Source organism: Spirochaetales bacterium, assembly GCA_016930085.1.
Lineage (GTDB): Bacteria > Spirochaetota > Spirochaetia > SZUA-6 > JAFGRV01 > JAFGHO01.
The window spans coordinates 41,637-59,675 of record JAFGHO010000022.1 but is presented as its reverse complement, the minus strand read 5'-3'; the positions used below and the strand labels follow the sequence as shown (position 1 = coordinate 59,675).

The window sequence follows — 18,039 nt, the reverse complement described above, 5'->3', positions numbered from 1 at the left end:
TTCTCGGAGGTGATCTGGTTCCAGTAGGTGGAGAAATTATCCGGAATACTGTTCCCGATGACGTTTCCCACGAACGACGGCGCCGCCCCCAGGTGAATCGGGAACAATACACAGAGGACGAACAACGTCGCAAGGATTGTATTGATTCTTTTTTTTGTCATTGACTGTTACACTCCTTTCATGGTCGGTTTTATTAGTTATTATTATATGTACTATTTTTATTATATATCAGAGAATCTTTTAGATTATTGGAATTTCATAAATAAAATGTTGGAATTTTAATAATACATTCAGGGTTATTGCCCGTAAAGCTGTTTTTCGGTTGTATCATGTCCGGGAGTATCTTCGCCGGAACGGATCCGGTAAATTGTGTGTAACTTTTATTCGATTTTCCTGCTTTTTAAGCAATTATGCAAAAAGAGGTTATATCGTCTGCATAAAGGTAGAGAAGGAGGTGTCTTTTGAGAACGGGATTGTCTTTTTCGCTTTTTATCGGCATAATTAGGGTGATATAATGTATGAAAATATCATATAAACTGTTTTTTTCCATCATTATTGTTTTTATTGTTTCCTTCATTATTTACGGAATATTCGCATATCAGCGGGATCTCAATAATTATATCCAGGATATAAAAACCGATACGAAGACGCTGGCAAAGGTACTTTCAATCGAATTCGTTACCGTATGGGAAAGAGACGGCCTGTCGTTCTCGCTTGAACTGCTTGATGAAGTGAATGAACATTCGACGGCCCGGATTCGGTGGGTATGGCTGGATTCGGATAATGAAATCCGGTTCAAACCCGTTATCGATTGTGAGAAAATCCTCGGGCAGTCAGACCGGGATGTCAGTTCGTTTATCAATCTCGATGAGGGAAAATTTATCTGCACGTATCTGCCCGTCAACCTTCCTATATCCCGAACAGGCGCGATCGAAGTTTATGAAGATTTATCATCGGTGATCGATACCTTTTTTATCAACAATATGGTACACTTGGGAATAGTCGCCCTATTCATATCGATATGTACGTTTATCCTGATTTGGGTAATCGGATATTTCATGCTTTCAAAGAGAATTTCCGGAATATTGGGTTTTATCAAACGGCTTGGTGCGGGGAACCGCTCGGACATGATTGCCGTCAAGGGAAACGATGAGATCTCCACGATTGCCTCCGGCCTGGATGCCATGCGGACGGAATTGAAAAGCACGGAAGAAATGCTTATGAAAGAAAGAGACGAGCATATAAAAATTCTCGAACAACTCCGCCATATGGATAGACTCGCCGTAATCGGGAAAATTACTTCCGGTATCGCACATGAATTGGGAACGCCGCTGAATATCATCTCAGGGAGGGCGAAATTATTGAATTCATTCGACCTTTCGCATGATGAAATAATCGAGAACGCGAATATTATCGGTGAACAAACAGACAATATTACGACGATAATAAAGAATATGCTTAATTTTTCCAGAAGGAAAAAGCCTGAAAAAAAGCCCGTCAATATCAATACAATTGTAAGAAAAACTATCGATATGTTCGGTTTGAACAAGGAATACCGGCGTGTTTCCATCGAGTTGATCGAGAATGAAAAAGACATCATTGGCAATGTGGACAGAATCCAGATACAGCAAGTGCTTTCCAACATTATCTTGAACTCCATTCAGGCAATCCCCGGAGAAGGAAAAATTGAGATAGGCGTTTCGATTGTCTCCATGACACTGCCCGGTGTCCCCGCCGGAACCGTGAACAAGACACTTTCTCTTTACATCAAGGATAACGGGCCGGGAATACCGGAGGCCGATATTGAAAATGTCTTCAAGCCGTTTTTTACCACAAAGTCCACGCAGGGAGGGTCGGGTATCGGACTTTCACTGGTAAAGGATATTATCAAGGATTATCACGGCCGGATCGAAGTGGAGAACAATCCGGAGGGCGGCTGTTGTTTCAATATCTATCTGCCGATAATCGGGGATGGTTCATAATGGTTTCCGGGCAGCTTTCTTTTTACCGTCTCATTGCCGGTATCCGGCTTCACAAGCGATCGGAGAGGAAAACGCCCGGGGTCGGGGAGTCGATGTGAGAGGGAAGATATTGATTGTCGATGACGACCATGATATGTGCGCGATGCTTTCCTCGACGCTCGGCAAAGCGGGTTTTTCCGTGACGACCGTCCCCTCTGCCGATATCGCCCTGCATGAACTCGAAAAACGCGATATCGATGTTCTTCTTGCCGATATCAACATGAAGGGGATGGACGGTCTCGAATTATGCGCGCGTGTCGTTTCAAACAGGCCGGACCTCCCCGTCATTATCATTACCGCGTTCGGAAGCATGGAAACGGCAATCGCGGCGATTCGCGCAGGAGCATATGATTTTATTCCAAAACCGTTCGATACCTCTATCCTTTCACTCATGCTTGACCGGGCGGTCAAATACCGTTCGCTGTCCGATAAAATTGAGAAATTGAATAAATTGATCGACGGCGGCGAAAATCCTTATGGTATCGTCGGGAAAAGCCCGGTCATGGATACGGTATACGGACTCATCAGGCGGACCGCTGACACCGACTCATATGTCCTCATTACGGGAGAAAGCGGTACAGGTAAAGAACTCGTTGCAAAAGCAATCCATGGGTTCGGCGGGAGGGCGGAAGGACCTTTTGTGGCCGTCAATTGCTCGGCTGTTCCGGAGACATTGCTTGAAAGCGAGTTTTTCGGGTACAGGCACGGCGCTTTTACCGACGCAAAAACGGATAAAAAAGGTCTCTTTCTCCAGGCCGACGGGGGAACCCTTTTTCTCGATGAAATCGGTGAGATCCCCGTGTATCTTCAGGCAAAACTGCTGCGTGTTCTTGAGAGCAGGGTAGTGCGCCCTTTGGGAGATGAAAAAGAAATTCCGTTCGATACGCGGGTGATTTCGGCAACAAACCGAGATATCGAAGAAGCCGTCCGTACCGGAACGGTACGTGAGGATTTCTACTACCGCCTTAATGTCATTCAGATTGAAGTTCCCCCGCTTCGATTGAGGGGGAATGATATTCTGTTGATTGCCGATTATTACCTTTCCTATTTTTCATCACGGTATAACAAGAAAATAACGGGAATCAATAAAAACGCGATGGAAAAGCTGCTTTCCTATGATTGGCCGGGTAATGTTCGTGAATTGAAAAACGGTATCGAGCGGGCGGTCGCCCTGACGAATCACGAGCAGATACTTGTCGATGATTTGCCGGAGAAGATCCGCAGCCGCGCAGTCGACGATCATTCGGTATTCGGCGGTGGCAGGGAAGCGCTTATTTCAATGGATGAACTGGAAAAACGATATATTATATTCGTTCTGGGAAAAACGAACAACAATAAATCCGCCGCGGCGCGAATATTGGGATTTGATAGGAAAACCCTTTATCAAAAATTGAAACGCCATAATATCGACCCGAAAGTGTAGAAAAACACCACATTGTCCAAAAAATCATCAATCGCCATCATCCCTCCATGTATTGCGGGCACTGTACCTGTTGTTTCCTCCGTGCTGCAAGCCGGATAATGACGGCATGGTTTTTGCATATATTAATATTGAAATGTCCATCAATAAAAGAGGAGGGCTACATTATGGAGAATGTCACCACATCAATGACCGGGGATAACAAGGAACAGAAAGAGAAGACGCCGTATATTGTTGTTGCTGAAGACGACAAGGAAATGCGGACCCTGCTGCTTATTTATCTCAAAAAATTCGGCTATAAAGTTAAGCCGTGCGCGAATGGTAAGGAATTACTCGAAGAAATAAGCGAATCCATGTTGGGCGATGAAGGAAAGATCGATTTGATAATATCGGATATCAAAATGCCGCACTATACCGCCATGGAAATCATGGCCGGACTGAAATCGCTGCAGGGATTTCCGCCGATTATCCTTATTACGGCTTTCGGGAACGAGGATTTGCATAAAGAAGCGATTGAAAACGGGGCGTTAACCGTGCTGGACAAACCGTTTGATTTCGATGTGCTGCTTTTCAATGTCGAAAACGTACTCCACAGCTTTGAATGAGACGATACGCGGGGAGGATATAGTCGTTTTTTTCGGAAAATGGCTTGATTTTTATCGTCCGTTTCATATTATTAATCACATTCGACAAAAATAAAGGAGACGACTATAATGACACGGCATAAAAAAATAATATCAATAGCGTGTTCGATCTTTCTGATATGCTTTTTTGCCTGCGACGGAAAAGGCTCATCGGACGGGAAACTTGCGAAAGCGATCGTGGGAACATGGCAATTCGATACCGCGACCTTTAAGAACGATCCCCAAATCAGAAGAGAAATCGAAAAGAATCCTGAAATCGAAACGGTCTTTACAATGTTTGAAAGCATGCAGCTTATTTATACAAAAAATACGGTGAGAACAGAATTGTCGACCTCGGGCCAGACACAATCCAGCGTCAACAAATATAAAGTCATCTCTGAAAGCGGGAACGTCCTTATTATCGAAAGTCTTGAAGCAAACGGGGGACAAAGCAGAATTACATTTATCAATGACGATCTTATCAAGGTCATCCAGGCACGGGCTCAATCGGGGCCTCCCCTTGTCTTCAAACGAATTAACTGACCGGTGTTTCCGAGACGCGTTAACGGGGAGATAATGTGTATTTGATCCTGGTCGCGGTCCCCATCATTCTCCAGGTACTCTGTATCGTCCATGCCGTAAAAACGGGACGGCCGGGATGGTGGATCTATGTCATTATCTTCATTCCCCTTGCGGGCGGAATCGCCTATCTGATCGTTGAAATACTTCCCTCACTCCTCTCCGGTCACACCCGATCAGACCTCCGGAAAACAGTCATCCATACACTCAACCCGCAAAAAAAAATAGAGGAACTGAAAGAACGTCTTGAAGAATCCGACACATTTCTCAACAGAAAGGAACTCGCGGACGAATATATGAAACAGGGAGGGTATCTCGAAGCCGAATCCCTTTACCGTGAATGTCTTTCGGGCCCTTACGCCGATGATGTGTATATCCTCCACGGTCTTGCCGGGGTCCTTTACCACCTGGGCCGTTTCGGCGAAGCTGAGGCGTATCTCCTTCGTATAAAGGAAAAGGACGGAAGGTTCGAAAGCTACGATGTGTGGCTTCTCTATGCCGATGTCCTTGCCTCATCCGGCAAGGTCGAAGCCGCCGAAGACGAGTACCGTATCCTCGAAACATCATATCCCGGCCTCAAGGCGATGTACCATTACGGAGAGTTTTTAAGAAAAAAAGGAAGAAAGGACGAGGCGGTTGCCACCTTCAGGCGGCTTGTCACGCTTTTTTCACGGATGCAGCATTTCAACAGGCGGACGGAACGGATATGGGAGCAAAAGGCCCGGGCGGTGCTTCGGGAAATGGAATCCGGTTTTCAATAAGGGAGTATATTAAAGTCACTTCAACCCCAAAAATGAAAACAATATATGAGGTCAATAATTTATCCGCAGATTCCGGTTGTTTTCATAATTATAAAGTGGTATATTTATGTACAACAATAGACAATAGTGTACATTGGAGGTCATTTCAATGAAAAACAACAGTAAAAAAACCAGAAAAATCGACGAAGATATCATGACACTCAGTGAACTGGCAGGATACCTGAAAATATCGGAAGAGACACTGCACCGGATGGCGGATCAGGGCGAGATTCCCGTGACAACGGTCGCCAATCAGCAGCGGTTTATCAGGACGGTTATCGACGATTGGCTGATGTCCCGAATGACCATGGCATCGAAGACGACCCTTGTCAAACTCAGTGAGGAGGGAACCATCATCCTCCCCCTTTCACGGCTGATTCAGCCGGAACTGGTCGTTTTAGACCTGAAACCGGGCACAAAAAAGGACATTCTGATTCAGCTGATCGAACCACTCATACGGTCCGGCAGGATAAAGGAACGCGAAACACTCCTCTCCCTCCTCCTTGAACGCGAAGATATGGTGTCGACGGCGATTAGCCGGGGGGTGGCAATTCCCCATCCGAGAAATCCGGAAGACTGTCCCGTTGCGGAACCATGTATTGTATTTGGCCTTTGCCGGGAAGGCACGGATTTCAATTCACTTGACGGTGAAAAGACCCATATCTTTTTCCTGATCTGTACGCCGTCTGAACTGATTCACCTGAAAATCCTGGCGAAGCTTGCAATGCTGATCCGAAACAGGGAGGTCGTGTTCCGGCTTCGCAATGTCAAAAGCATAAAAGAAATTCTTACCAACATTATCACCATCGACCAGGAGATATTTGCGATCAACAAATGGAAGGACAACCTGTAAGGTATTTCCGGCCGTGATGGGGTAAATGACGATTTATTTCATATGAGTGAGGATAATCGGCGCTTATCCGCCTTTTCATGGTATGGGTTAGCTTTGATTGGATTTCATGAAAAGGGCAGCCGGTTAAACTGCCCTCGAAAATGAATTGCTTTAATGTTTCTTACTCTTCCATATCAAATAAGAGTATTCAATCGGGTTCGTTCGATCACCAGCAATAATCAGTTACCCTGTCTGTTTATTCTGCCGCAGACATTTTTTACAATTTTCCCCATTATGCCTGTCCAGAATAGAGGCTTTCCAGCTGTGTCCGTTTTTACATTGCCACCATACTCTCTTTTTGGAAAATGGAGTCACATTCTCCGGATTAAGTATTCTGTTTTTTGTGGGATGCCATTCGGAGGCAAGCTGTGGATTAAGCGTCGCAAGACAGTTATCCTTGCTTACTTTTCTTCCGTCGCAATAGGGACATCCATACCCCATTGTCCTGTACCCCACGGATGATTGCCATTCATGGCCGTTTTTACACTGCCACCACACCTTTTTCTGTGAATGCGGTGTCACCTTTTTCGGAGAAAGGTCTCCGTTTTTCGAAGGATGCCACTCTTTTGCCGCTTCCGGATGGAGGGTCGCAAGGCAATTGTCCTTGCTTACCTTTTTACCGTCACAGTACGGACATCCTCTTCCCCTTCCCCTGTAGGCGATTCCCGCTTTCCATTCATGCCCCTTTTTACATTGCCACCACACTTTTTTCGGGCTACTCGGCAATACATCGGCTGGTGAAAGTTTTCCGTTCTTTGTGGGATGCCATTCGGCGGACAGTTTCGCGTTCGCCTTTTCCAGTGAACTGTCCTCACAAAGTTTTCTGCCGTTACAGAAGGGGCATTTGTTTCCGGAGGTTCTGGCCGCGATAATCGCCTGCCACTCGTGTCCCTTCTTGCACTTCCACCATACTTTCTTCGCAGAATAGATCGTGACGTCATTTGGTGTTAATTTACCGTTTTTGGTCGGATGCCATTCTTTTGCCAGGTCGGATCTAAGTGTTTTGAATGAGGTATCATCGCACACATAAATTCCCTTACAATAGGGACACCCGGTTCCGCTCGCCCTGTTGTTGACAATCGCCTGCCATTCGTGGCCTTTTTTGCATATCCACCATACCTTTTTGCCGGAATGATGAAACACGTCTTTTGGGGAAAGGCCGTCGTTCTTGTTTGGATGCCATTCTTTTGCCAAGTCAGGGTCTTTCACTGCCAGTGATTCTTTTTTTAGTAGTTTTAAGCTTTTCATAACGATTAAATTTATTAATTTATAGGGGAAAAGGCAAGTAAATGTGAATTAAATTGACTGATATTGATAAAAAAATCATATAAAAAACATAGAATAAAAAGCTTTAATTCAAAAATGATAAATAGATGTTCCCGCCGCCCGCGCCGGAAGGCCGGCCCGAATCGTAAAGCCGTTATCCGTGTCTCAATCCGGGCCCATTACCTTTTCCATAAGCAGCCTCTGCCGTTCCCGGATAAAGGACATCCCGTGAATACGGATGTCTTTCCCGCTTCCCGATGTTCGAATAACGAGGACGCCGGTATCGAAGCACCGGTCGAGGGCCGATTGCCTTACGATGATATGGGTGATTGTCTTGAGGGGAATACGGTGCAATGTCGATGAAAGAATCCGTTTTTCCGAAAAGACAAACTCATCCTCCGAAAGAAAGAGTAAACTCCTCAGTGAATAAAGGATTCCGGCGATACCCCGGAGGAGGAGAATGACGGTAATGGCTGTAAAGAGAATATCGACAGACCGATATATGATATCGGCGGTCATTCCGAACGATCCTGATTTTTCCGTCATCCGGAGGGCCCCGGTAAAGTCAAGGAGTAGTCTTGAAACGGGACGGGCTTCAAGAAAAAGAATATATCCGATAATCACGGCCGCCGAAAGCGAGAAAAATGCACGATACGGTGAAAGCGCGCCGCTGAAAGACACCCTGGTTTTCCTACCGAACACGTTTTTGTGCCGGTACCGTTCATACTGTTTCCGAATCACATATGCCGCTTCATATATACCCCTGTTGACGGCGAGCAGCGGGAAAAAAGTAAACGGCAGAAAAATAAAAAGGGGAAGCGGAATGCCCCTGACGACCGACAGGCATATCCCGGAATAATACGAAAGTGCCGTTACAAGCGGACGGATCATTTCATCAATCATGCCGCAGGAGAGCCCCGGCAGCCGCCCAATAGCAGAGGCGAGCGGTGAAAAAAATACAATAATCAGTACCGACAAAAAAAGGAAAACGGTAAACCTGAAAGGGACGAAAAGGCGTTTGTCCCTGAATATGCTGTTGAGCAGGGGAAGAGAAAAGAAAATGCCCGATAAAACAACGGCGGCAATCGATGCGTTCCACCCGGTAAAATAGAAGGGGCTTATGAGTATCAGAAAGAGGGCCTCGGCTAAAGCGGCGGCAACGGGAAATCCGGCAAACCCGAACAGTTTTATGAACCCTTTTCTGACCCATTTCCAGTTTTTTCCGAAGAGATAACGGCGAAAAACGAAAAGGATAAGAATGATGATAGACGATATTGCGGAAACGGCCAGCTGGATGAAAAAGAGAGACAGGGTGATCGCCCCGAAAAGTAAAAAAATAAAGGAAACAGCCAGGGCATAGCCGAAGAGCAGGGAAAATGAAAGCAGAAAGAGTGTCAACGCGATGGATGTTTTTTCACGCAGCAGGGCCGTCAACCGTTTTTTATCCGCTTCGGATGACGTGATTCTTCGAAGCAAAGTGTTTTCGGAATATCCGATCAGATGCGATCTGAGAAGAAAGACGGCCGGGAGGAAGAGAGAAAGCAGCGTGAAAATAACGGCGGAACCCATGATGGAGCGGCTTGAGAAAATGAGGGGAATAAAAAAGAGTATATTGAAACATACCCAGCCGCCGGTCCATACGGCTAATGCGCGGCCGAACGCCCTTTTCTTCCGTACCTTTAAAAGAAAATCCGCTTCAATGAAGGTCAGTGCGGGAAAGAGCAGTCTGAAAATCATTTGTCCTCCGTTTCTGCTTTGTTATTGATTCAGTTTTTTCCCGTCACACGCATCATATCTTCTTGAAGAGATTCGCCATCTCGATCGCGCTTTCTGCGGCATGGAATCCCTTGTTTCCCGCCTTGGTTCCCGCTCGTTCGATCGCCTGTTCGATCGTATCCGTGGTAATCACCCCGAAAAGGACGGGAAGATTATGTTTCAGGCCGACCTGGGCGATACCCTTCGAAGCTTCCGCCGCGATATAGTTGAAATGCGGTGTTGATCCCCTGATGAGGGTGCCGAGACAGATAATCGCATCATAGTTCCCCGATGCGGCCATCCGCTGTGCGGTGATGGGTATTTCGAACGAACCGGGTACCCATACCACCGACACGTCTTTTTTATCGGCCTGATGCCTGAACAGACAATCTAGCGCGCCTTCCAGCAATTTACCCGAGATAAACTCGTTAAACCGCGAAACGACGATGCCGAACCGCAGGTTTTTTGCAATGAGTTCTCCCTCGATGATTTTTATATTTTCCATGTCGATATCCTCCATTACCTTATATATTGATAATATGTCCCAGCTTGTCCTTTTTGGTTTTAAGATAAAAGGCGTTCGTGGGAAGGGGTTCGATTTCAATCGGGATTCGCCGTGTGACGGTGAGTCCGTAACCGGACAATCCGGCAATTTTACACGGGTTGTTGGTCAAAAGGTGAATCGTCGTCAGACCGAGGTCGACGAGTATCTGGGCGCCGACGCCGTAATCCCGCAGGTCGGGGGGGAATCCCAGCTCGACATTCGCCTCTACCGTGTCCTTTCCGCCGTCCTGAAGCTCATATGCCTTGAGTTTATGCATCAGCCCGATGCCGCGGCCTTCCTGCCTCATGTAGAGGATGACGCCGCGGCCTTTTTCCGCAATATATTCCATCGCCCGTTGAAGCTGGGCCCCGCAGTCGCATCGCAGCGAACCGAGTGCGTCACCGGTGAGACACTCGGAATGAACCCTGACCGCCACATTCCTTTTGCCGGCGACATCCCCTTTTACCAGGGCGAGATGGCATTGATTGTCCACCGCCGATTTATATGCGACCGTCTTGAAATTACCGTACCGCGTGGGCAGTTCCGCCTGCGCGACCCGTTCGATAAGTTTTTCCTTTTTCATCCGATAAGTGATGAGATCGGCGATCGTGATGATCGAAAGGTTGTGAGTGCTTGCGAAAACTTCGAGTTCCGGCGTCCGCGCCATTGTTCCGTCTTCGTTCATGATTTCGCAAATAATACCCGCCGGATACAATCCGGCGAGGACGGCAAGATCGATCGCTGATTCGGTATGACCGGCGCGTTTTAAGACGCCTCCGTTTTCATATCTCAGCGGAAACACATGCCCCGGCCGGAGGAGATCGTCCGGCGTTGTCGCGGGGTCGATCAGTTTCTTGATGGTAAGCCACCGTTCATGGGCGGAGATGCCGGTCGTGCATTCTTTCGCGTCCACCGAAACGGTAAACGCGGTTTTCATTTTTTCCCTGTTGTCCGACACCATCGGGGGGAGACGGAGAATATCGAGCCGTTCGCCCTGAAGGGGAACGCAAATCAGGCCGCGGCCGTACTTCGCCATAAAATTAATGGACTCCGGTGTCGCCTTTTCCGCGGCAATAATGAGATCTCCTTCATTCTCCCGGTCCCCGTCGTCAACGACAATAATCATCTTGCCGCGGGTAATTTCTTCTATTGCCTTTTCGATAGCAATGAATGCCATAGCCGCACCTCCTCGCGTCTAAATCAGAAAACCTGTCTTTTTCAGATAATCTTTATCGATCGTACTTTTTTTCTTTTCCTCTTCCGCAAGCATGGTACAATCGACAAGCCTTTCAAGGTATTTACATAAAATATCCGCCTCTATATTCACCATATCGCCCTGTTTTTTGTCTTTTAGTGTCGTCTGTTCCAATGTGAGGGGTATGACGGAAACGGTAAAATCGGTATCGGTACAATCATAGGGGGTAAGACTGATGCCGTCTACCGCGACCGATCCTTTGGAAGCGATATATTTCATAATTCTGCGATCAGCTTTGATTTTAAAAACCCGCGAGTCACCCCTTGCCGATATCGCCGCGATTTGCGCCGTTCCGTCGCAATGGCCGGTGACAAAATGCCCGCCAAAAGGATCTCCCGCCCTGAGCGCCCGTTCCAGATTACATCGGTCTCCTTTTTTCATTTGTTTGAACACGGTGCGTTCCATGGTTTCCGGCGTCAATGCAAAGGAAAAGGAATCGGGTGAAAGCCGGTTGACGGTAACGCACACACCATTTACCGCAATGCTGTCCCCCTTTTTGGTTCCCTTGAGGACGGTAACAGCTGCGACGGTAAATCCGACGGCCCCCGGTGGTCCGCCGATTTCCTTTATTGTTCCGCATTCTTCGATAATTCCGGTAAACATACCTCTCTCCTTAAACCTTATTCCCGTTCACTATATAATATTCACACATAATATCATCGTCAAACCGCAACATTGAAACCAGCGAAAGGGGCTTTGCCTCTTCGACCGACTCGATACCTTCCCCCTCGACAAATGTCGGTGCATCACGTCCGCCGATGATTTTCGGGGCGATAAAGAGAAGAAGCTTGTCGACAATACCCGCTTTCAAAGCGGCCGCATTCACACGCCCTCCCCCCTCGACAAAAACGGAACAGATTTCCCTTTTCCCCAGAATTTCCATCAGATGTACCAGATCCACTCTTCCGTCCCCGTCCGTATTCACGACAATGACCTCAGCACCCGCTTTTTCGAGTGCCGCTTTTTTTTCTGGCAATATACGTTCGGTTGCGGCGATTATCGTTTTTTGACCCGGCGGGGCTTCGAGGACCCGTGCGTCAATCGGTGTTCTCCCCCTGCTGTCGAGGACAATACGAGGTTTCACCCGTTGTTTTTTTCCCGGAAGTCTGCAGGTAAGAGAGGGATTGTCGGACAATACCGTTTCGACTCCCGTCATTACGGCGTCATGAAACCCCCGCTGCCCATGGACATAGTCACGTGATGCGGTACAGGTAATCCACCTGCTGCTTCCCGTCTTCGTTGCGATTTTCCCGTCGGCGGAAACCGCCGCCTTCATGGTCACAAAGGGGCGTCCGGTTTCGACATAGGTGAGAAACACTTCATTCATCCTGCGGGCCTTTTTTTCACACAGACCATACGATACCTCGATACCGGCGCGCCGTAACTCTTCGAATCCCTTTCCGGCCACAAGGGGAAAAGGATCTTTCATGGCGGCAACCACGCGTTTAATGCCCGCCCCGATAATTCTTTTTGTACAGGGCGGGGTTTTTCCCTCGTGGCAGCACGGTTCGAGGGTGACGAACAGGGTAGCGCCGGATGAACGCTCACCCGCCGCATCCAGTGCCACAACTTCCGCGTGCGGCAGGCCGGCTTTTTTGTGCCATCCTTCTCCGACAATCGCTCCATCCTTGACAACAACCGCCCCGACCAGGGGATTCGGAGAGGTATCGCCCCTTGCCCGTTCCGCGAGCGCGATCGCCTTCTCCATAAAGGTTTCTTCTTCAAGGGAAAAGGATTTTCTTTCCACGGTTTCACTTCTTTCCGGGTTTTATCTGTCTTTCAGGGGTGGACGGCAAGTAAGGTCGAACGATTCTCTCATTCACCGGATGTGATGTTTTCAAGAGAAGACCCTCTCCCATCCAGACTGTTACTGTCGGCTCCGGATTTTCACCGGATCTGTTACCTCCCGGTAACTCGCGGGCTCGAGCCTGAAGCAGGCATCACCGCCGGTCGGGAATTTCACCTTGCCCTGAAGGCCTTTTGTATAAATATACACCATGATGTGGTGTTATGCAAGAGAGGGAACCGGCGGTCACGCCGCCCGTCAAAGCGGCACCCGGTAGAAACGGTCTCTTGTTCGTCCGGTTTTTTTGCAAAAAAGCAGCGACGGAGATTCAGTACATCGATCGCAATAACCAGAATAAGCGTTGCGAAAACGCGAAAATAAACGTAGACTTATAGAGAAAATCTGCGAAAAGGAGCGTGTCGGCGGTGAATAAAGAAATATCCAATGAATCAAAGCACATTGCACAGGAACTTCTTCTGAATGCCCGGATTCACGGTGAACGGGTGATTGCCGTTTTCAGAATATTTATTTGCATAATCCTTTTTATCCTGGTGATCATCGTGTTTTCGGGGGTCTTTCAGGATAAAGGAAGTATTTTTGCTGTCATTGTCGATCCTGTTTTTCTCGCAGAAATGATCTGTATCATCGTCTCCGTATTGATTTCCGTCTGGATTTTATTTCAGGTGAAGAAAAAAAAATATTATCCGTGGATGCCGTATGTGTTTCCTTTTATCGATGTCACGTTTCTGAGTATTATCGTGTATCTCAATGCCCTTAACAAACCCGGACTTATCATCACCGGGGCGCCCACTTTCCTCTATTTTGTCTTTCTGGCACTCGCTTCACTCAGAAATTCGCCGTCATCCGTTCTGTTTACCGGGATCTATAGCGCGGTCTTTTATTCGTTTTTGACACATATTCATGTCATTTTCCCCCTCGGTATTCTGGAAACCGGGGGGAATGTTTTTATCAATAAACTCGATAAATTTATTACCGTCGATTGGGATGACGAGATATATAAACCGATTATTTTCGTCATGGTCACCGGTATTCTCACCTATTACGCCGGCCGGTTTAAAAATATGGTCATCCGGCAGACATCCCTCCGGGTTGAAAAAGAGGAAACCCGCCATTCATTCATTGAAAACCTCAAAGAGGTGACGAAAAATATCCTCTCATCAAGCAACACACTTTTCTCCACTTCCGAAAAGTTGAGCGGTAATATCGGCGATATGGTCGACTCTGCAAGAAAAATCGGCGATGCGTCGAATTCCGGACTCACCGTCATGGCCGAGACCTCCTCGACGATTACCGAAATGACCGTCTCGATTCAATCGGTGTCGGAGAACATTAAAAGGCAGGCCGTTTTAGTTCATGAGTGTGTTTCTGCGATAGAAGAAATCAGCGGTTCGATCGCGCTGATTACCGATACATCCAAACGGGCGGATGCCGTATCGGAAAATCTTCTCAATGCAGCCAGAGAAGGGGAACAGACCGTTGTGGAGGTCGTCGAAGCGACGCGCGCGACGGAAAAAGAAAGTAAAAAAATCGAAGAAATCGTTGAAATTATCTCCGCAATAGCTGATACTACCAACCTGCTTGCCATGAATGCGGCGATCGAAGCCGCCCACGCGGGGGATGCGGGCAAGGGTTTTGCCGTTGTCGCCGACGAGATCAGAACCCTCGCGGAAACGACGGGCGTCAACGCCGGGAAAATCGGGGAAATTCTCAAGGACACGCTGGGCCGTATCGAAAACATCGCGGTTCTCTCCGAAGGGGCGGGCGCGCGGCTCGAGAGTATACTTGAGGACGCACGAAAAACGGCGGAGGTCAATTCGGAAATTCTGGCCGCAATGGAAGAAGAAACGACGACAATCGGCGATATGTTGACGTCCTTTCACCGGCTCAGCGAAATTTCCGAGGAAGTGAAGTCGGCAAGTGAGGAACAATCGGAAGGAAGCAAAGACATCCTCGCCGCGATCGAACAACTCAAGGCACAGGCGGAGGGTGTCGCCGGACTGACGACGACCCAGGTCGATGAATGCAGAAAAATCGCCGAAAGCTCGGAAGAGCTTTCGGCGATAATAGAAAAAAACAGCGGAATTATCGAAAGACTCGAACGACTGGTAAAGACGATTTGAAAGGCGGGAACCCCCTTGATAGATCCCCATGTCCACCTGAGAGACTGGAACCAGAAACATAAGGAAACCGTGGCCCATGGTCTTTCCGTAGCGTACCGGGCGGGATTGGACGCGGTATTCGAGATGCCCAACACGAATCCTCCGCTTACGGCAAGAACGATTATCGAAGACCGTATCGCACTCGCGGACGGTGCCGGAGGCGCGGTTTTTCACGGACTTTATGCCGGATTGACTTCATATCCCGGACAGGCGGCGGAAATGGCGGCTGTCTGGCGTGATCTGTTCCCTCGTGTCGTCGGACTCAAGCTTTACGCCGGCAGTTCGACCGGGGATCTTGCCGTCACCAATGAAGACGATCAGCGGAATGTAATTACGACAATTGTCAGGGCGGGATATGACGGCGTGCTTGCCGTCCATTGTGAAAAAGAATCCCTTTTCAGGCCGGAAAAGGCAAATATCGCCGATCCCTTTACGCATACCCTTATTCGTCCCCCGGCAAGCGAAGTCGAAAGCGTCAGGGACATGATCGGTTTTGCCGAACGAACGGGATTCAGAGGGAATCTCCATATCTGCCATATTTCAACGGATGATTCGGTGCGGGAAGTGGAAAAAGCGAGGAAACGGGGACGTATCAGGATTACCTGCGGCATCACCCCCCATCATGCTTTCCTTTGTGACGAACATATGAAAAGTGAATATGGTTTTCTCCTCCGGGTCAATCCCCCCCTCCGTCCCCGCGAAGTCCAGAAGAAAATGCTCCGCCTGTTACTTGAAGGAAAAATCGACTGGATCGAGACCGATCACGCCCCGCACACGAGAGAAGAAAAAAGGACCGTTTCAGGCATCCCCGGCCTTCCTTTTTACCCCCATTGTATCCGGCGACTCAAACGCATGGGAATGACGGATGACCTCCTTAAAAAAATCACCCACGATGCCGTGACATCGGTATTCAATATCCCCGTCGAAGATTCCGGCAGGATTCCGGATATGTCGCTTCGGGGAGAATATGAGTTTGATCCGTTCGACCGGGTTTGACGGGGAGTGGTATCAACTCGATTTGGTTAATGTAAGAAAGTAGACGTCCTCCGGCCCCGTCTGATATTCCGCTTTACAATATGACACGATCACCCGACCTTTATGAAGAGAGGAAAAACATGCATACGACAGACCGGCGGCTTAAAGAGCTTCGCAGGATTATGCGCGCGCGTAATATACATGCTTACATTGTCCCGTCGAAAGACCGCCACCAGAATGAATATGTGCCGGATATGTGGAAACGAAGAGAGTGGTTGAGCGGCTTTACCGGTTCAGCCGGCGATGTTGCTGTGACCCTCTTCAAGGCGGGACTCTGGACGGACTCGCGGTATTTTCTGCAGGCGGAACAGGAACTCGACGGAAGCGGCATTGTCCTTTTTAAGTCCGGTAATAACGATGTTCCCGATATGACGGCCTGGCTCAAAGACCGGCTTAATCAGGGAGATCGGCTGGGAATCGATCCGGACCTTTTTTCCTGGGAAGATGTTCGTGCGATAAAAAAGAAGGTCGACTCGAAGAACATCGAGGTGGTATGTATCGAGGACAATCTCGTGGACCTGATCCGGAAAGACAGCCCCGGTTTTCCGGACGCGCCGGTTACCCCCTATGATACTACTTTCTGCGGGGAGTCCTTTGAAGATAAAATAATACGGCTGAAAAAACAACTCGATGAAGAGGGCTGCAGGTTTCATGTCATCTCTTCACTCGATGCCATTGCGTGGTTGTTCAATATACGGGGCGGTGACATACCCTATAATCCGTGTGTTATCGCCTATGCACTCATCGCGAAGGAGGAGATAAAGCTGTTTCTCCGGCTGCAGCAGACAACCGAAGCGTTATCGGCCCACCTCCGGCATCTTGTATCGGTATATCCCTATCATGAGTTTCTCTGCCATCTTGTAGCGTGTGCGAAAAAAGGAGGACGGGCGTGGATTGACGGAAACAGGACAAGTTACCGGGCCGTTTCTCTTGTCGAACCGCACTGTGAACTCTTTTTCAAGGAAAGCCCGGTTTTTTACATGAAGGCGGTGAAAAACGAGACTGAAGTCGCCAGTCTGAAAAATGCCCATCTCCGTGACGGTATCGCCATGGTCAAATTTCTCTCCTGGCTCGAGGGCGCCGTTCGGGAGGGAGGGGTAACCGAGCTTTCGGCCGAAAGAAAACTCGAAGCCTTTCGTGCGGAACAGCAATATTATATGGGACCGAGTTTCAGGACAATTTCCGCTTTCGGGGAACATGGGGCGATCGTCCATTATGCCGCTACCGCCGGCACCGATACGCCCATCGGGGGGAATGGTCTTTACCTTGTCGATTCGGGCGCGCAGTATCTGGACGGGACGACCGATATCACCAGGACCGTCGCGATCGGTACCCCCACGCAGGAACAGAAGGAAATGTTCACCCGTGTGCTGAAAGGAAATATTTCACTTTCCATGATTTCGTTTCCCCGGGGGACGGAGGGTATACAACTCGATGCGCTGGCGAGAATTTTCTTGTGGGAAAAAAAGCTCGATTACGGCCACGGGACAGGGCACGGCGTCGGGTTCTATCTCAATGTCCACGAAGGTCCACTCTCCATTTCACAGAGACGCGGAACGTATGTGAGTCTGGCGCCGGGTATGGTCTGTTCGATCGAACCCGGCTATTATAAAACGGGGGCGTACGGCATCCGAATCGAAAACCTGGTGGTTGTCGCTCAGAATGAAGACAAACCGATACACGAACATCCCTTTTTTCACTTCAAAACACTTACCCTCTGTCCGATCGACCGTTCCCTTATCGATCCGTCACTCCTTACCGATAAAGAAACCGCGTTTATCGATGTATATCACGCTGCGGTACGAAAAACGATCGGCCCCTGTGTCGAGGGAGAGATAAAGCAATGGCTTTTCGAAGCGACAAAGCCGCTGTAGTACAATAAC

At 48.5% G+C, this 18,039-nt stretch carries 15 protein-coding genes and 1 riboswitch; of the genes, 9 read left to right on the top strand and 6 right to left on the bottom strand.

Annotation, left to right across the window (positions count from 1 at the left end; translation table 11 throughout):
* The first annotated feature begins 518 nt into the window (after nucleotides 1–518).
* The 6 genes from JW881_04115 (at nucleotide 519) to JW881_04090 (ending at nucleotide 6,296) form a co-directional block, all read left to right on the top strand.
* Nucleotides 519–1,982, top strand: a complete 1,464-nt coding sequence (locus JW881_04115) for a hypothetical protein (GenBank protein MBN1696681.1) — start codon at nucleotides 519–521, stop codon at nucleotides 1,980–1,982.
* A gap of 94 nt (nucleotides 1,983–2,076) precedes the next feature.
* Nucleotides 2,077–3,444 (top strand): sigma-54-dependent Fis family transcriptional regulator, encoded by a 1,368-nt coding sequence (locus JW881_04110; protein MBN1696680.1) that lies wholly within the window; start codon nucleotides 2,077–2,079, stop codon nucleotides 3,442–3,444.
* A 164-nt stretch (nucleotides 3,445–3,608) separates the two neighbouring features.
* Nucleotides 3,609–4,046, top strand: coding sequence for a response regulator (locus JW881_04105; protein MBN1696679.1), 438 nt, complete (start codon nucleotides 3,609–3,611; stop codon nucleotides 4,044–4,046).
* 108 nt (nucleotides 4,047–4,154) lie between these two features.
* Entirely contained in the window at nucleotides 4,155–4,607 is a 453-nt protein-coding gene (locus JW881_04100) for a hypothetical protein (GenBank protein MBN1696678.1), read from the top strand.
* Nucleotides 4,608–4,642: 35 nt separating this feature from the next.
* The gene (locus JW881_04095; protein MBN1696677.1) at nucleotides 4,643–5,404 is read left to right on the top strand and encodes a tetratricopeptide repeat protein; all 762 of its coding nucleotides are present in this window, start codon (nucleotides 4,643–4,645) and stop codon (nucleotides 5,402–5,404) included.
* Nucleotides 5,405–5,552: 148 nt separating this feature from the next.
* Nucleotides 5,553–6,296 carry a PTS sugar transporter subunit IIA gene (locus tag JW881_04090; GenBank protein ID MBN1696676.1) on the top strand — a complete coding sequence of 248 codons (744 nt, stop codon included), beginning with the start codon at nucleotides 5,553–5,555 and terminating at the stop codon, nucleotides 6,294–6,296.
* A 222-nt stretch (nucleotides 6,297–6,518) separates the two neighbouring features.
* On the opposite strand, the gene JW881_04085 is transcribed toward JW881_04090, so the two are convergent.
* The 6 genes from JW881_04085 to ribD all read right to left on the bottom strand — a co-directional run bounded on the left by JW881_04085 (nucleotide 6,519) and on the right by ribD (nucleotide 12,902).
* A complete protein-coding gene (locus JW881_04085; protein ID MBN1696675.1) occupies nucleotides 6,519–7,544 on the bottom strand; it encodes a zinc-ribbon domain-containing protein in 1,026 nt (341 codons plus the stop codon).
* A gap of 222 nt (nucleotides 7,545–7,766) precedes the next feature.
* Nucleotides 7,767–9,338, bottom strand: coding sequence for a PH domain-containing protein (locus JW881_04080; protein MBN1696674.1), 1,572 nt, complete (start codon nucleotides 9,336–9,338; stop codon nucleotides 7,767–7,769).
* Between the two features lie 52 nt (nucleotides 9,339–9,390).
* Nucleotides 9,391–9,852 carry a 6,7-dimethyl-8-ribityllumazine synthase gene (locus JW881_04075; GenBank protein ID MBN1696673.1) on the bottom strand — a complete coding sequence of 154 codons (462 nt, stop codon included), beginning with the start codon at nucleotides 9,850–9,852 and terminating at the stop codon, nucleotides 9,391–9,393.
* 28 nt (nucleotides 9,853–9,880) lie between these two features.
* Nucleotides 9,881–11,077, bottom strand: a complete 1,197-nt coding sequence (locus JW881_04070) for a bifunctional 3,4-dihydroxy-2-butanone-4-phosphate synthase/GTP cyclohydrolase II (protein MBN1696672.1) — start codon at nucleotides 11,075–11,077, stop codon at nucleotides 9,881–9,883.
* Nucleotides 11,078–11,095: 18 nt separating this feature from the next.
* On the bottom strand, nucleotides 11,096–11,758 hold the full coding sequence (locus tag JW881_04065; GenBank protein MBN1696671.1) for a riboflavin synthase: 663 nt from the start codon (nucleotides 11,756–11,758) through the stop codon (nucleotides 11,096–11,098).
* Between the two features lie 10 nt (nucleotides 11,759–11,768).
* Nucleotides 11,769–12,902 (bottom strand): bifunctional diaminohydroxyphosphoribosylaminopyrimidine deaminase/5-amino-6-(5-phosphoribosylamino)uracil reductase RibD, encoded by a 1,134-nt coding sequence (gene ribD, locus JW881_04060; GenBank protein ID MBN1696670.1) that lies wholly within the window; start codon nucleotides 12,900–12,902, stop codon nucleotides 11,769–11,771.
* Nucleotides 12,903–12,998: 96 nt separating this feature from the next.
* Nucleotides 12,999–13,136: riboswitch (FMN riboswitch) on the bottom strand.
* A 230-nt stretch (nucleotides 13,137–13,366) separates the two neighbouring features.
* Between ribD and JW881_04055 the strand changes: the two genes are divergently transcribed.
* The 3 genes from JW881_04055 (at nucleotide 13,367) to JW881_04045 (ending at nucleotide 18,030) form a co-directional block, all read left to right on the top strand.
* Entirely contained in the window at nucleotides 13,367–15,082 is a 1,716-nt protein-coding gene (locus tag JW881_04055) for a hypothetical protein (protein MBN1696669.1), read from the top strand.
* A gap of 15 nt (nucleotides 15,083–15,097) precedes the next feature.
* A complete protein-coding gene (locus JW881_04050; protein MBN1696668.1) occupies nucleotides 15,098–16,117 on the top strand; it encodes a dihydroorotase in 1,020 nt (339 codons plus the stop codon).
* 119 nt (nucleotides 16,118–16,236) lie between these two features.
* The gene (locus tag JW881_04045) at nucleotides 16,237–18,030 is read left to right on the top strand and encodes an aminopeptidase P family protein (GenBank protein ID MBN1696667.1); all 1,794 of its coding nucleotides are present in this window, start codon (nucleotides 16,237–16,239) and stop codon (nucleotides 18,028–18,030) included.
* Nucleotides 18,031–18,039: the final 9 nt, after the last annotated feature.

Coding starts and splice junctions, on each gene's coding strand:
- JW881_04115 (MBN1696681.1), top strand. CDS start 519: ATGAAAATATCATATAAACTGTTTTTTTCCATCATTATTGTTTTTATT.
- JW881_04105 (MBN1696679.1), top strand. CDS start 3,609: ATGGAGAATGTCACCACATCAATGACCGGGGATAACAAGGAACAGAAA.
- JW881_04100 (MBN1696678.1), top strand. CDS start 4,155: ATGACACGGCATAAAAAAATAATATCAATAGCGTGTTCGATCTTTCTG.
- JW881_04090 (MBN1696676.1), top strand. CDS start 5,553: ATGAAAAACAACAGTAAAAAAACCAGAAAAATCGACGAAGATATCATG.
- JW881_04080 (MBN1696674.1), bottom strand. CDS start 9,338: ATGATTTTCAGACTGCTCTTTCCCGCACTGACCTTCATTGAAGCGGAT.
- JW881_04070 (MBN1696672.1), bottom strand. CDS start 11,077: ATGGCATTCATTGCTATCGAAAAGGCAATAGAAGAAATTACCCGCGGC.
- JW881_04065 (MBN1696671.1), bottom strand. CDS start 11,758: ATGTTTACCGGAATTATCGAAGAATGCGGAACAATAAAGGAAATCGGC.
- JW881_04045 (MBN1696667.1), top strand. CDS start 16,237: ATGCATACGACAGACCGGCGGCTTAAAGAGCTTCGCAGGATTATGCGC.